The organism is Nostoc sp. DedQUE04, assembly GCF_034530995.1.
In the GTDB taxonomy this organism is placed as follows: Bacteria; Cyanobacteriota; Cyanobacteriia; order Cyanobacteriales; family Nostocaceae; genus Nostoc.
This window is the reverse complement of record NZ_JAVRCA010000045.1, coordinates 47,213-62,654: the sequence shown is the minus strand read 5'-3', so window position 1 is coordinate 62,654 and position 15,442 is coordinate 47,213. Positions and strand designations below refer to the sequence as shown.

The 15,442-nt window shown below is 41.2% G+C and carries 12 protein-coding genes; 7 read left to right on the top strand and 5 right to left on the bottom strand.

All coding sequences use genetic code 11. From position 1 onward, the window contains the following. Window positions 1–117: 117 nt before the first annotated feature. From RM049_RS25870 to RM049_RS25855, 4 genes are all read right to left on the bottom strand, one after another. On the bottom strand, window positions 118–387 hold the full coding sequence (locus RM049_RS25870) for a YciI family protein (RefSeq protein WP_289799149.1): 270 nt from the start codon (window positions 385–387) through the stop codon (window positions 118–120). 143 nt (window positions 388–530) lie between these two features. Next, on the bottom strand, window positions 531–2,981 hold the full coding sequence (gene pheT, locus RM049_RS25865; RefSeq protein WP_322706183.1) for a phenylalanine--tRNA ligase subunit beta: 2,451 nt from the start codon (window positions 2,979–2,981) through the stop codon (window positions 531–533). Window positions 2,982–3,312: 331 nt separating this feature from the next. Next, on the bottom strand, window positions 3,313–3,810 hold the full coding sequence (locus tag RM049_RS25860; protein ID WP_322701846.1) for a hypothetical protein: 498 nt from the start codon (window positions 3,808–3,810) through the stop codon (window positions 3,313–3,315). Window positions 3,811–3,917: 107 nt separating this feature from the next. After that, entirely contained in the window at window positions 3,918–4,061 is a 144-nt protein-coding gene (locus RM049_RS25855; RefSeq protein ID WP_322706182.1) for a hypothetical protein, read from the bottom strand. A gap of 306 nt (window positions 4,062–4,367) precedes the next feature. Here RM049_RS25855 and RM049_RS25850 point away from each other — a divergent pair, with 306 nt between their 5' ends. Both RM049_RS25850 and RM049_RS25845 read left to right on the top strand, forming a co-directional pair. After that, entirely contained in the window at window positions 4,368–4,547 is a 180-nt protein-coding gene (locus RM049_RS25850) for a hypothetical protein (RefSeq protein ID WP_322706181.1), read from the top strand. A gap of 339 nt (window positions 4,548–4,886) precedes the next feature. Then, the gene (locus RM049_RS25845) at window positions 4,887–6,212 is read left to right on the top strand and encodes a hypothetical protein (protein WP_322706180.1); all 1,326 of its coding nucleotides are present in this window, start codon (window positions 4,887–4,889) and stop codon (window positions 6,210–6,212) included. Window positions 6,213–6,650: 438 nt separating this feature from the next. On the opposite strand, the gene RM049_RS25840 is transcribed toward RM049_RS25845, so the two are convergent. Then, complete coding sequence (locus tag RM049_RS25840) at window positions 6,651–8,036, bottom strand: response regulator (RefSeq protein ID WP_322706179.1); 1,386 nt, start codon at window positions 8,034–8,036, stop codon at window positions 6,651–6,653. 747 nt (window positions 8,037–8,783) lie between these two features. On the opposite strand from RM049_RS25840, the gene RM049_RS25835 reads away from it, so the two are divergent. The 5 genes from RM049_RS25835 (at window position 8,784) to lhgO (ending at window position 15,045) form a co-directional block, all read left to right on the top strand. Next, window positions 8,784–9,458 carry a vWA domain-containing protein gene (locus RM049_RS25835; protein ID WP_322660910.1) on the top strand — a complete coding sequence of 225 codons (675 nt, stop codon included), beginning with the start codon at window positions 8,784–8,786 and terminating at the stop codon, window positions 9,456–9,458. Window positions 9,459–9,509: 51 nt separating this feature from the next. Next, entirely contained in the window at window positions 9,510–10,292 is a 783-nt protein-coding gene (locus RM049_RS25830) for a PP2C family serine/threonine-protein phosphatase (protein WP_322706178.1), read from the top strand. Window positions 10,293–10,349: 57 nt separating this feature from the next. Continuing rightward, the gene (locus RM049_RS25825; RefSeq protein ID WP_322673800.1) at window positions 10,350–12,515 is read left to right on the top strand and encodes a tetratricopeptide repeat protein; all 2,166 of its coding nucleotides are present in this window, start codon (window positions 10,350–10,352) and stop codon (window positions 12,513–12,515) included. Window positions 12,516–12,945: 430 nt separating this feature from the next. After that, on the top strand, window positions 12,946–13,719 hold the full coding sequence (gene rfbF, locus RM049_RS25820; RefSeq protein ID WP_094351583.1) for a glucose-1-phosphate cytidylyltransferase: 774 nt from the start codon (window positions 12,946–12,948) through the stop codon (window positions 13,717–13,719). A 111-nt stretch (window positions 13,720–13,830) separates the two neighbouring features. Then, window positions 13,831–15,045, top strand: a complete 1,215-nt coding sequence (lhgO, locus tag RM049_RS25815) for an L-2-hydroxyglutarate oxidase (RefSeq protein WP_322706177.1) — start codon at window positions 13,831–13,833, stop codon at window positions 15,043–15,045. Window positions 15,046–15,442 lie beyond the last annotated feature (397 nt).

The window sequence follows — 15,442 nt, the reverse complement described above, 5'->3', positions numbered from 1 at the left end:
TTCCGAGTTCAGAGGTTCAACTTCCGAGTTCAGAGGTTCAACTTCCGAGTTCAAAGGTTCAACATTCAAGCTCATCTTCCCATGCCCAATGCCCAATGCCCAATGCCCAACACCAATTTATAAAGCCTGAATCCATTCTTTGACTGAATATTCAGTCCAGATGCCATTTTTCCAGTAAGGATCGTTTTCAATTAACTGGCGCACAGTGGCTTCGTCTTCGGCTTCGTAAATCCCAAAAACTTTTGTAACATCCTTAGTGGGGCCGATGGTAATCAGCACACCGGATTCTTTCTGTTTTGCTAATCCGTCTAAATGAGCTTGACGATAGGGGGCGCGTTTTTCGATAACGTCTTCGCAGTAAGTTCCCCAGAGTACATATTTAGGCATGGTTAAGACTATTTTGGATTTTGGATACTTCGACTTCGCTCAGTACAAGTTTTAGATTTTGGATTTTAGATTTTGCAGCCAGTGCATCGGGGAGTAAGAAATGATTAATTTCTCACTCCTAGCAAATGACAAATGACAAATGATTAACTTCTCAAGTTAACACCGAATTTTTCCACCAAAGCTTCGCGGACTTTATTATGTACTGGTTCGACTTCAGCCTCAGTCAGAGTGCGATCGCTAGCCCGATAAATTAAGCGGAATGCTAAACTCCGCTGTCCTTCGGGGACGTTTTCGCCGCGATATTCATCAAATAATTCCACCGATTCGAGCAAATCTTTACCAGCTTTGGTAATTACTTTTTCAATTTCGACAACTGAGATTTTCACGGGTGCGAAAAAGGCAATGTCGCGATCGCTAGCTGGATATGTAGAATAAGGCTGGAATCTGGAGACGATAATTTCATCTTCTCCCAGAGAATCTAAAAGCACATCTAGATCCAATTGAAAGACATAAACGGAATCTGGTAAACCTTTTTCTCGTCGCAGTTGGGGATGGAGTTGTCCAAAAATCCCTAGTCTGTTACCCCGAATCCACAGGGAAGCAGTGCGTCCTGGATGTAAGCGATCGTCGCGGCGATCGGGTTGAAATTCGATTTGCAAGCTAAGTTGCCGAAATACACTTTCTAAAATGCCTTTGGCTTCAAACCAGGTGATCGGTTCTTCGCGTCCACTTTTTGACCATCTGCCAACGGAAATATCCCCTCCCATAATTCCCGCTAGGGCTTCTGTTTCTTGCAAACCGTCTTCTTCTTGCCAGAAAATTTGCCCGATTTCAAAGCCGTTCAGCGCACCATTACCCTGCTCTAAATTGTATTGAAAAGCATCAATTAACCCAGAAATCAAATCGGTTCGCAGCGCTGAATATTCGACAAATAAGGGATTGGACAGTACTATATTTCTGTCTTCTCCTGGTTTGACTAAAGAATAGTGAATTAATTCTGTCAATCCTTCAGCCCGCAGGAAAGCTCGTAATTTGCGAATCACTTCCTCATCTAAAGGCAGATAACCAGCTTCCGCTTTTTCTGGTAAAGTATCGCAGAATTTGTTGTAACCATAGAGACGGGCGATTTCTTCAATTAAATCAATTTCTCGCTCTAAGTCGCGGTAACGATAGGGTGGTACGGAAACAGACCACGTAGGTTGATGGCTGCTATCTTCTCCTGAAGAAGTTAACTGACATCCCAATGCAGTCAGGATGCGCTCAACATCTTGTTTTTGCAGTTCGCCTGTATCTTCTCCTAAATCTATCGGCCCCAATATCTGATTAACTCGCTCTAAACGCAGGGCGATAGAACGACTCCAAGTAGACGGATCGGGGCGGGTGTCGGCAATTTCTTGCTGGACAATAATTCCACTGGCTAATTCGCTAATTAAGGATAAAGCGCGGCGATTAGCTATTTCCAATTCAGCTCGGTTAACTCCCCGTTCGTATCTGCCAGAAGCCTCACTTCTTAAGCCCACACTCCGAGAAGAACGGCGAATTGCTACGGAATCAAATAAAGCTGCTTCTAAAACTAGGCTTTGAGTACCTGCATGGACTTCTGTTTCTTCTCCACCCATGACTCCCGCCAGTGCAACGGGTTTTTCGTTAGCGGTGATTAATAAATTTTGGGTTGTTAAAGTGCGAGTTTGTCCATCCAGGGTTTTGAGGGATTCTCCATTATTGACAAAGCGAACGCCGATGCTTAAATTTTCACCAGCTGCAACAGATTTTAGGCGATCGCCATCAAAGGCGTGCAGTGGTTGTCCCCATTCCAACAAAACATAGTTAGTAATGTCCACCACATTACTAATAGGACGTACCCCAGCCGCCCGCAAACGCTGTTGCAGCCATTCGGGAGATGGAGCAATTTTCACCTGTTCAATTACCGTACCGATGTATGCAGGACAAGCTTGGGTATCAGCAATTTTTAAAGCTAAATTTCCAGCATTTTTGGGAATAGATACTTCAGCAGGTTCAGGAATGCTCAACTTTCCACCCGTTAAAGCGGCTACTTCTCTGGCTACACCTACCATACTCAGAGCATCAGCGCGATTTGCAGTTGCCGTCAGGTCTAAAATTACATCATCTAAACCCAACAACGGTCGCACATCACTACCCAATGGTAAATTTTCCTGGGTAAAAATGTGGATTCCGTCTACATCGGTAGGCAAACCGAGTTCCTTTAAAGAACAAATCATGCCCTGAGATGGGACACCACGTAGTTTTGCAGGTTTAATTTTTAAATCTATTTTGGGTAAGTAAGTACCCGTAGTTGCCACAGGTACATAGATATCTGCCTTCACATTGGCAGCGCCACAGACAATATTTAAAGTTTCACCTGTACCGATATCCACTTGGCAAACACTCAATTTATCGGCGTTGGGATGGGGTTGACGCTCAAGCACTTTGCCAATCACTACGCCATTTGCCCAAGTGCGGCGATCTTCAATCTCTTCAACCTCAAACCCCGCCATTGTCAGGGTTTCAGCTAATTCTTCTGGACTAAGTTTTATCTCTACTAGTTCGCGCAGCCAATTTAGAGAAATACGCATGGAGTGTGCTTGTTTTAGGAATCGTCTTTTGCTCTTATTTTAGGATGCCTGCTAGCGATCGATGGCTACTCGCCCCGCAAGGCACACCCTTTCACTTGAACAATCCTACTACGTTAGACAAGCAATGTAAAAATAAGTAAATACTGAGAATATATCTACGCAGGGAAGAAATACCGATTATCCAAAATCCGGCTACAGATGTCAAGCTGAAAATCCAGATTCAGTCTAACTTTTTTAATTACGAATTACGAATTACGTAGCTTGCTTCTCGCCAAAGGCGAGTATTACGAATTACGAATTACGAATTACGAATTACGAATTATTTAGTCATCTAATTTTTACTAACAACAATTTTAGCAATGTAGTCTTTGAGTGCGATCGCCTTTTTGCTATTTGGGTACGGGGAAACCCCTATCAATCTCACCGAATACTTATCTAAAAATTGAATTGGTAAAGCATCACGACCTGGGACAAGGGTTAGCGTTAATGTTGAAACTTGCTGACCATTTTTTATGATGTCTAATCCAATAATAACTTGCCCTTGCCAAATACAAGTTACATCAGAAGGACACCGAGAATCCTGGATAACTTTTGAAAATTTGATTTCAATATTGTCAGTGGGGAGGTAAGCTGTCCTTCCATATCTCAGATAAAATGGAGTATTTAAAGTAGTTCCAACTCTAGCCATCAATTGTTGATGATTACCTTGAGCAATTGATTTAACTTCTATGCTTGAAGGCTTGATATTTGATAATATTCCATAGCTAGGAAGACAATTTGCTCCACCAATCAATGTTAATATAACTGCTGCGCTTACTACACTTTTCATTTTTTATACTCCATAATTAGGAAATTTTATTATTAGTTGAGCCAGAAAGCAGGCTGATAAATTGTTCTATGTTCTGCTAGAGTGAAGCTTTAAAAGATAAAACGCAATTAGCTAACTTTTGTGCGTAGGCGCAGCCCTTCTCTTATCAGAGACGCTCTTGCTAGCTTGCTTCCCCGGAGGGGTACGGGTGCGCTCAGAAAGCGCCCGTCGTAAACATTGCTTCTTGGATAACCATTACGATTGAGAACCATTTGGTTTCTCACGCTTGAGCTAAAATACCATAAATCGAGCAATCTAAATACACAAGCTTTTTTCTGATTTCAAAAACTTCAACAGCGCTTTTCAACAATTCGTTGCTTAATTTATCTTGAGGATTCACTCTAGTTTTACTTTCTAGCACTATTAGTGCATAGTTTAGCAATTATTACATTATGTAAAAGGGACATTATTTTTTCTCTATTCTCAACAAGCCCAGCTTATTGAAATGAGCAACGATCGCGATTTCACAAGGCGTAGCCCATCGGAGATATGGCTTTGAGACTTGGAAAATAAATCAAATGAGAAATGCTGATTTTTCTCGTTGGTTCTTAACATTGGTTGCGATCGCGAGTAATTTAGATGCGTTTGCTCTAGCGATCGCAGAACTTGAATCTTTAAAACTTGATAAAACCTCACAAGTAATATTTTCTCACTCAATAGACTACAAAAATTACACTTTTCTCTTTTTTGTAGTGTAATTATATTGCATTGTGTTGTCGAACTCCAAAGAGATAAATTTGCCCCTCTTTGAGCCGAACAAATTACTGTACAAACTGCCTCTAAAGCATTCACTATCAGGATTATCGGACAATTTGCTGAAATTTATCTCAACAATATCGAAAGAATAGACAATCCAATCGAAATTTTGTTCATTTTAAATGTAAATCTGATTTTATATACTTTTACTAAATGTGGTGATTGCTGTTTTTATTAGTAATTTTTATTGAAAATAAAAGTAAAAAAAATGCTTTCATTCATGTCGTTAATCTTCCTCTTGATAGAGGTATTTCAGTTTGAGTAATAGGAGTTTAATTCTAATGGCAACTTCTGGCAATAGCAATCAAACAACTGGGTCACAAAGTACTAGTAACAATTTAACTGGTAATAGCAATTTTTCTTTCAGTGATGGCAAATGGCAGTCTAGCGATGGCAGCAGTTTAGATGGTAGCAGTGGCTTTGGTAGCAGTGCCTCCGGTAGCAGTGTCTCTGGTGGCGGTGTCTCTGGTGGCGGTGGCCCCGGTAGCGGTGGCTTTGGTGGCAGTGGCTCTGGTAGCGATGGCTTTGGTGGTGCTGCTAGCGGTAGTAATCCTTTCACTTCCTTCATCGGTGGTGGTAACTCATCCACAACCAGTGAAGATGGAAAGTACAAATATAATTACGAGCGACCACTTGACGAGCGGGCTTTAACTGATACCAATAATCCGTTCAATCAACTCATCGGAGTCCTTGGCGGTGATATTAGTGCATTAGGTGGTGGTAGCGACAACCCCTTTGCTGGTGGCGCATCTGGTGGTAACGCATCTGGTGGTAATGCATCTGCTGGTGGCGCATCTGGTGGTAATGCATCTGGTGGTAGCGGCAACCCCTTTGCTGGTGGCGCATCTGGTGGTAATGCATCTGGTGGTAGCGGCAACCCCTTTACTGGTGGCGCATCTAGTGGTAACGCATCTGGTGGTAGCGGCAACCTTCCTGGTAACTTACCATTTGGCAGCACTCCGCCCTCCAAGGAAAGTGGTAGCAACCTACCTGAAACTGGCAACGGTCAACCTGTACCTTATAAGAGCGACAACTGGATAGCTGATATTCAAAAATTAGATGGTGCAAATGCTACCGACAACAGTGGTCAAGGTAACGGTAACTGGCTATATGGTAGTAACAACACAACCGACGGTAATGGTAACTGGAATTTTGGTAACGAGAACACAACCAACGGTAACGGTAACTGGAACTACGGTGATGGCGGCAAAAGCGAAGGTAATGGCAACTGGGGCTTTGGTAACGAGAACACAACCAACGGTAACGGTAACTGGAACTTAGGCAATAACAACGACATCCTTGGTAATGCCAATACACTACCTGGTAGTAAAAACGATATCCTTGGTAGTGGCAACACTGCCAATGTAACTAACAGCAATCTCCTGGGAAACCGGATTGAAGCTAGTGGTGATGACAAAACACTCGTTGGTAATGAAGGCTGGAATTTCTCTGTTAGTGGCGACCTGATATCGCTAGGTAGTACTAAACCTAGCCAAAATATAGGAACTGATGTCAGCAGCTTACTCAGCAGTTCTGACCTTGTAACATCCGCCATATCAAATCCAGGCTACAACAACCCAAATTATGATTTCTCTACCATAGCCTAAAAGTTTGTAGCAGACAGGAGCCAGTTTTGCATCGGTAAGCCTATCTATTGTGGCAATGGCCCTTTTTACCAACTTGAGTTGATTACATTTTGAATACAATACTTCTGGGTTAAGCTTTGCAGTTGACATTGCTCTCATTGAGCGGCGCAAGAATCAACCTTCTATAGCAATCCTAAATCATTCGTGAGAGAGAAAATCGGTGAAAGGCTTTAAAACACCCACTTTTAATCTCAGTGTTTTCTCACGTTTCAATTCGGATTGCTATAGTACTTCAAGAATTTCAATCTGTTAGGACTTACGCAAACTCTACGATTCTTGACGTTATTGGCGTTCTTGGCAGTTCGATAAATTAAGCTTTTTAACACTTTTTGCGTAAGTCTAATCTGTAATTAACCCAGAAGTATTACTCTTTGAAATGTAATGGGTAAGGTAGTTAATTTAAGTCAAATGCATAAAGACTATTTTCAGTAATTCGGCGCGAGTAAACGGTTTAGTCAGATATCCAGATGCCCCAACTAATTTCGCTTTTACTTTGTCTACGATTCCTTTATTCCCAGTGACAAAGATAATCGGAGTATTTTGAAATAAGGAATTATTTCGTATAATCCGGCACAACTCATAGCCATCAATTCCTAGCATGTTTAAATCCAACAAAATTAAATCCGGTTTGTGCCTTATAATTGACAAAAGTGCTTTCACTGGATCGTTAATAGTCACTACAGAAAAATTTTCATTTTCTAAGAAATAACTGATTTCTTTAAGAATTGTAGGGCTATCATCTACAGAAACTATTTTGTGGACTTTTTTTACTGTCACAGTAGCAGCCGTTACTCTTGGAGAAGCAGAATTTATGTTATTTGATATTGTTGGTTCCTGAAAGTTTTCTTTGGAAGGAGTAGAAATCTGTGGTAATCGCTGAACAGGCACTATTTTCTCTTCAGGAATATTTTGGTAAGAATTGACAGTGTTACTTAGTTCTTGTTTCGTGTCAACTAACCCTGAAATCAATTTTGAGAAAAGCGATTGCTCCTCAAAAATCTTTGGTAACTTATCATAAGGTGGATCGGGTTCATGAAGGATAATCGCACCCTTAAGGATGTAAGGGTATAACTTGCGAGCTAGTTGAATTTCATCTTGATTCAAAATTACAGCCAGATGACACAGGCTAAAACCCTTCATCCAGTTAATTAAATCTGGCTGTAGGTTTGGTAAATCTTGGTCATCAAACTTGCTATTAATCAATAGATATGGACGTTGATATGCAGAAGAAATTTTAGGTATAAAAGCCTGCCAATTCTGTAATCTTACTTGGCAATACTCTAGAATTTTTTCGACACCTAGCCGACAAATTTTTGGCATTCTCTCAATTGGTTCTGTTAATTCATAAGTACCTTCTTTGATGAGCAAAAATGATTCAATTATCTCTTTAACTAATTCTTGAACCAGTACTGCTGCTTGTGTAGAATGTAGATGTTGTTGACTAACAAGCCAGGATATAGCCTGATACTCAGGAGGGTGGCTTCTCGAATTAGTGTCATCTTTGATTAACTGACTGTGTGAGTCAGGTTCAAACATCAGCCGTACTTGAGAGCGAACCTCATTAGTCAGGAGTGGAATTTGCTGGCTGAGGCGTCGCAAATGGCGTTCTAATCGATCGAAGGGTTCCACGGAATGGGTAGCGTAAGTTATTTTGCCCTGTTCTAAGTAAATCGACCAATAAACTGAGTTACTCAATACTTGTAAACAAGTACTGTCTGAACAATTAGATAATTGTCTTAACAAACTTAGAGGACGTAGTTTGGTGAATGTACCTGAGTTATTCATATTTTTCAAGTTTTTTGCGGAATCAACAAGCGAACATTTGTAGATTGAAAATATGAGCTATAAAGTATTCTCTTTTTTGTAATATTTTTCTAACCACAAATTATTTATTTGAAAATATGTACATACATTAAAAATTGTAATACTTATAAATTTTTTGTTACATTTAGCACCTTTTACTTAATTTATCTCAAAAAACAAGTAGGTATGAATAAGGGTAAGCATCTATCATAGCGAGATTATCAGTAGATGTTGGTTAATTCTGGATTTTACTAGCTACTGACAACTCTTGAGTGAAGACCTTAATAATGACGTTTATTTATGCGCACTCACTTCAAAAAGCAAATTTAATTCCAAACTTGCGTAGTTACACTGATATACTTATAGAGTTAACAAGTTTAATTATGGTTAATTACTTTTCCTTAAAGAAACGATTCTTCTACATAAAATCTTTAAAAACTTATCTAAAAAAGTTTACGTATTTATTGTACTGTAGGTTTAATGGATATAAATTTTTGGTAGATACATTACAACAGGTAATGCTGGGTTTTGATAAACTCTTTTTTGCTAAACTAAGCTGTACTCAAGTTCATCTAAAATATATAGAGAACTTCATGAAAATAATTTGTTTAATAAAGATTAGAGCATCTACCAATAGATACTATATTCTGTAGTCGCCTCGGCGATTGGAACTATATACTCTGAGCAAAGGGAAATAAAGCTTTGGACTTTAACATAACACAAAAAGTTATGCATGATACATTAAGACTTGATGAAGTAGTAGAATTTGCTGAGAACCCAGAACCCCGTTGTCCTTGTGTACTTTTATTAGACACATCTGGGTCGATGCAAGGAGAGCCGATTGAGGCTTTAAATCAAGGTTTACTAAGCTTAAAGGATGAACTAGTCAAAAATTCCTTAGCCGCGAGACGCGTGGAAGTGGCGATCGTCACTTTTGATAGTAATATCAATGTAGTACAAGACTTTGTGACTGCCGATCAATTCAATCCACCGATTTTGACAGCCCAAGGCTTGACTACAATGGGTGCGGGAATTCATAAAGCTTTGGACATAATTCAAGAGCGGAAATCTCAGTATCGTGCCAACGGGATTGCTTACTATCGTCCTTGGGTATTTATGATTACCGATGGAGAACCCCAAGGTGAATTAGAGCAAGTGGTAGAGCAAGCATCCCAGCGTCTACAGGGAGACGAGGCGAACAAGCGGGTAGCATTCTTTACAGTTGGAGTAGAAAATGCGAATATGACGCGTTTAAATCAAATAACTGTACGTACTCCCTTAAAACTTAAAGGATTAAATTTTATCGAGATGTTTGTCTGGCTGTCAACTAGTATGTCGGCTGTTTCTCATTCTCAAGTAGACGAACAGGTAGCACTACCGCCGATTGGTTGGGGGACTGTTTAATGAAAAATTGCAGCTTGATGTTTACACAGCTAGCTGCTTGAAAAAAAATTTATGAACATATCAAAACAGATTGCTCAATGGCGGATTGTGGCTGCGTCTGTATGTGGTACAAGTCACTTAAAAAACAATCAATTATGTCAGGATGCTCATCACTGGCAGATATTGTCAGATAATGTTTTAGTGGCGGCCGCAGCAGATGGCGCGGGTTCTGCTAGCCTTGGGAAAGTGGGAGCGATGGTTGCTGTAGAGACAGCAATAGAACACATTTCAACCATTGGGCTGACCCGAAGAAGTTTGACTGATGATACATTGGTGCGATCGCTCTTAAATGATGCCATATTCGCCGCCAAAAAAGCTGTGGAAGATGAGGCAGCTACTTGTGACAAACAGCCTCAAGATTTAGCAACTACCTTAATTATGCTGGTTGCCACACCAGAAGTTGTAGCTGTAGTTCAGATAGGCGATGGTTTGGCAGTGGCTAAAGATAGTCTGGGCAACCTATTGGCACTGACGATGCCTGACAGTGGTGAATACATCAACGAAACTACTTTTTTAACTTCACCCAATGCCTTAGATACAGCACAAATGAGATTATGGCGCACAGACATAGTAAACGTTGGTATCATCACCGACGGATTACAAATGCTGGCTTTGAATATGGTTGTTGGCGAACCTCACAAACCATTCTTTTTTCCGCTGTTTGAATTTGTCGCCAATACCGAGGATAAGACAGAAGCGAAGGAGCAATTGGTAAAATTTTTACGCTCAGAGCGGATTACGCAACGCACTGATGATGACTTAACACTCATTATAGCCGCATTCAACGACTCATGAGCAACAAATCTACAGGTTTCACATCTTACAATAACTTCCGTTAGCGGTAATTTCATTATGCAGGTACTACGTTGTTCCCCCAGAAAAGAAATCCTCAGTCTCAATGTCAGTTTGGGACGTGGCGGTGAAGCTTGCGTTTATGCAGTGCCAGCCGATAACGACTTGGTGGCGAAGATTTACCACAAGCCAACCGTTGCCCATGCTGAGAAACTCCAGGCGATGCTTGCCAACCCGCCAGAAAACCCTACGGCGAGTTTAGGGCATATCTCTATCGCTTGGCCAGAGGATTTATTGCGGGCAGCAGATGGCAAAAATAGCATCCTGGGGTTTTTGATGCCACGTATTCAGGGGATGCGTCCAATCATCGACTTTTACAACCCCAGAACTCGTCGGCAACATTGCCCTCTATTCAACTATCAGTACCTGCTCCGCACGGCTCGAAACTTGGCGGCAGCTTTTGCCGCTTTGCACGCTAGTGGATATTGCATTGGTGATGTGAACGAGTCTAATATCCTCGTCAGTGATACAGCACTGGTGACTTTGATAGACACAGACTCTTTCCAAGTAACCGACCCAAACAGCGATGTTGTTTATCGCTGCCCAGTGGGTAAACCAGAGTTTACTCCACCAGAACTACAGAATAAAACTTTTGCCCAGCACGATCGCGAAATTTCTCACGATTTATTTGGATTAGGGGTGCTAGTATTCCAACTCTTAATGGAAGGCACTCACCCATTTTCGGGGATTTTTCAAGGTGCGATTGAGCCACCACCTTACGAAGCACGCATTGCGTCTGGTCATTTCACTTACAGCCAAAAGCGTTACGTACCCTACCTGCCGACACCCATTGCCCCCCCTTGGGAAATTCTCCATCCCAGCTTACAAGAATTATTTGTCCGTTGTTTTGAAGAGGGTCATAACAACCCACAACTACGCCCCAGTGCCCAGACTTGGCTCTCAGCCATCGCTGAAGCCGAAGATTCCCTGATTACCTGCACGACAAATCCCCAGCATCGCTACAACAACCACATGCGTAGCTGTCCGTGGTGCGAACGTACCGTGCGATTAGGTGGACGCGACCCCTTTCCATCACATCGGGCTATAGAAGCTAGAGAACATCTCCAACCGCGAGTCAAAGCGAGAAAACGCTACAATCAGACACCGCATTTTCCCCAGCGAGCCATGTCACCGCAGCTAGCTAATTACTGGCAGCCAGTAATGACTCCCAGCGGTTCATATAAACCTTCCAAAAAGTCAAAGTTGTACCCGATTATTTGTTGTTTGCTGGGTTTTGGTTTATTGGGATATGCAGACGTAATGATTAAATTTACTCAGCCGTTAGTTTCCCAAAATGCTTACACCCAACAAACAATCAAGTCTACCCAGCCAAATAATAAACTCAGCTTCGCTGATTCCTATCAGCAAGGTTATATTGCTTATAAAGAGCGAGACTATGACAAAGCAATTGTCAATTTTAGCCAAGCAATTGAACAAGAACCGACACATGCTAGAGCAATTGTAAATCGTGGTAATGCCCGCTATAACCTGAAAGACTACGAAGGAGCAGTTACAGATTATAGCCAAGCTCTGAAAATCAATCCCAATCAAACCAAAGCTCTGGTAAATCGGGGCAATGCCCGCTATATGCTCGCCGAATATAGCAACGATCCCGATCGAGAATATAATCTAGCGATCGCAGACTATAATCGAGCCATTGGTCTGGATAATAATGAAATTGAAGCTTATGTCAGACGAGGGATTGTCCGCGCCCAAATGGCTAAATACAGCGGTGAATCTCAACAAGCTTACAAAAAAGCGATCGCAGATTTTACTCAAGCCATACAACTTAATGTCTCCAAAGCCGAAGCTTACTTCCAGCGGGGTGTTGTCTATTATCAAATTGCTCAATATAGCAGTAATTATCAGCAAGAATATAATCAAGCGATCGCTGACTTTAACCAAGCATTAACTCTCAGCCCTAAATTAGCAAAAGCATATCTCAAACGAGGTATGGTTCGCTATGAACTGGCACAATATGGCGGTAGTGAAGCTAACAAAAACCAAGCGAAAGCTGTCGAAGATATACAGGCATCTGCCAAAATATTTCTTGAGCAAGATGACATGGATAATTATCAACAAGCACTCAGTAATATGTGTGTAGTCATCGAAAACAAATGTGACCCTTTATTCCAAGGCTCAAGTAACATCGAAAAAACTAACTAGAAACAAGTAAGTTTTGTTACTAACATATTGTTGGTTTTGATTTAAAAAATCAAGCATGACTAGGGTTAGCGCCAGCTAATCCTAGTTATTTTATAGGTAATATTTTTATTGCATTGAGTAATTTATTTCTGTATTTATAGATATAGCACAAGCCTTCGTGGTTAGGACATTAACAGATGATAAAACTTAGACACAACAAGACTTTTCACCCAATCCCCAGTCACCAGTCCCCAGTCCCTTGCTATATTCATAGAGCTTTTATATAGAAAAGATTTTAATTTATCTTACCTTTATAATTTCATCGGAAATTACAGTTAGATTATTGACGGAGAAACAGAAATCAGAAATACATTTCTCTCCCTTGAAGTGCATCCTCTTCATCTCGAAAAAGTCGAATAATCATATCCCTACAAATCTCCGAGGTAATTGCATGAAAGCGGTGATTTTGGCTGGAGGTCTTGGTACACGCCTCAGTGAAGAAACCAGTGTTAGACCCAAGCCGATGGTTGAGATTGGTGGTAAGCCAATTCTCTGGCACATAATGAAAACATATTCTGCCCACGGCATTAATGACTTTATTATTTGTTGTGGTTACAAAGGTTACATCATTAAAGAGTATTTTGCTAACTACTTCTTACACATGTCAGATGTTACCTTCGACATGCGCTTTAACCAGATGAACGTGCATTCTGGTTATGCAGAACCCTGGCGCGTCACCTTAGTAAATACGGGTGATAATACAATGACAGGCGGACGCTTAAAGCGAATCAGCGAACATCTTGGTAATGAGACTTTTTGCTTTACTTATGGCGATGGTGTCAGTAATATTAATATCACCGAGCTAGTTAAATTTCATAAAGAACAAAATAGCTTAGGAACACTCACAGCCGTTCAACCAGCTGGACGTTTTGGTGCCATTTCTTTAGGATATGAGCAAACCAAAATCACCAGCTTTCGGGAAAAACCTGAAGGTGATGGAGCTTGGATTAATGGCGGTTATTTTGTGTTAGAACCAGAAGTAATCAACTTAATTGCTGATGACTCTACAGTGTGGGAGCAAGAGCCATTAGAAAAGCTAGCTGATATGGAACAGCTATCAGCTTTCAGACATGATGGGTTTTGGCAACCAATGGATACTTTACGTGATAAAAACTATCTCGAAGGGCTGTGGAAAAACAACCAAGCTCCTTGGAAGGTGTGGTAAGAGAAGAGTTAAGAGTTAGGAGTTAGGAGTTAGGAGTCAGGAGTTAAATAACAAATGACAAATGACAAATGACTTTATAGATTTACTGTAATTTGAAGTGCGATAATACTAATGTATGATTTTGCGATTATAGGTGGGGGAATAGTTGGACTCTCGACAGCGTTGGCTTTAGGAAAACGCTATCCTAATGCCCGCATTTTAGTACTAGAAAAAGAGAGTCAATGGGCATTTCACCAAACTGGCAATAATAGCGGGGTAATTCATTCTGGTATTTACTATAAGCCAGGGAGTTTCAAAGCTAAATTTTGTCGTGATGGTTCTCGTTCAATGGTAGAATTCTGCCAAGAGCATGGAATTGACCATGAAGTTTGTGGTAAGGTAATTGTTGCAACTGAAGAACAAGAACTACCACGCTTAGAAAATCTCTACCAACGCGGCTTAGACAATGGCATAGAAGTTAAGAGAATTAGCCCCGAAGAAGTCAAAGAAATTGAACCTCACGTAAGATGTGTAGGTGGAATTCGGGTATTCTCAACTGGTATTGTTAATTACAAGCAAGTTTGTTTGAAATATGCCCAGCTAATTCAACAGCAGGGTGGAGATTTGCACCTGAATACAAAAGTCCTGAAAATCTCTCCAAGTGGTAAAAATCAGGTACTGGAAACAAACAAGGGTAGCTTTGAAACCCGCTTTGTAATTAATTGTACTGGATTGCATAGCGATCGCACCGCCAAACTAGGTCAAGTTGAACCCCAAGCCAAAATTGTGCCATTTCGGGGAGAATACTACGAACTCACCCCAGAAAAACGCTATCTAGTCAAGACACTAATCTACCCAGTTCCCAATCCAGATTTCCCCTTCCTGGGTGTCCACTTTACCCGGATGATTGATGGTAGCGTCCATGCAGGGCCAAACGCGGTTTTATCCCTTAAACGCGAAGGTTACAAAAAAACCGACTTTGACTTACGGGATTTTATGGAAGTCATCACCTATCCCGGTTTCTGGAAGTTAGCAGTTAAACACGCTGATGAAGGCATTCAAGAAATCATTCGTTCTTTTAGCAAAGCAGCCTTCACCAGAAGTTTACAAAAACTAATTCCCGAAGTGCAAGCAGAAGACTTAGTTCCCACCCATGCAGGAGTTCGCGCTCAAGCCTTAATGAACGATGGCAAGCTTGTAGACGACTTTTTGATTGTTTCCGGTCAAAACTCCATTCATGTTTGCAATGCTCCTTCTCCTGCTGCCACATCTTCTCTAGAAATCGGCAAAGCACTTGTGGCAGAAATTCCCCAACTTTCGCATCTAGAGAGTGTAGTCACTGCATAGATATCATAGTTGTTATTTCCGGGACTGCTGAATAAAAGGATGAATCTTGTATAGTCGGCATCTTTTCCAGCCTGGAAATACAAGAGACGGGTAAGATACCCATCTCCCAAGAAAAAAGTATAGTGCATCAATTAAGAACCGCTATAGAGTCCTGCTACCCAATGGGCTAGTCGGCAACTATGTAATAACTGTTAGCCGTATACATAGCGCTTCTGGTTTTAGTCCAATGACCTAACCCCCAACCCCTTCCCTACAAGGGAATGGGAATAAGATTCAAAGCCTCTCTCCTAAGAGGAGAGAGGTTTGGAGAGAGGTCAAGTTATTGCATACCAACGAAAAATATAGCGGTTCCCTCTTAGATGCAACACCCTATAGGGCAATATCTGTGCGTCCCTAC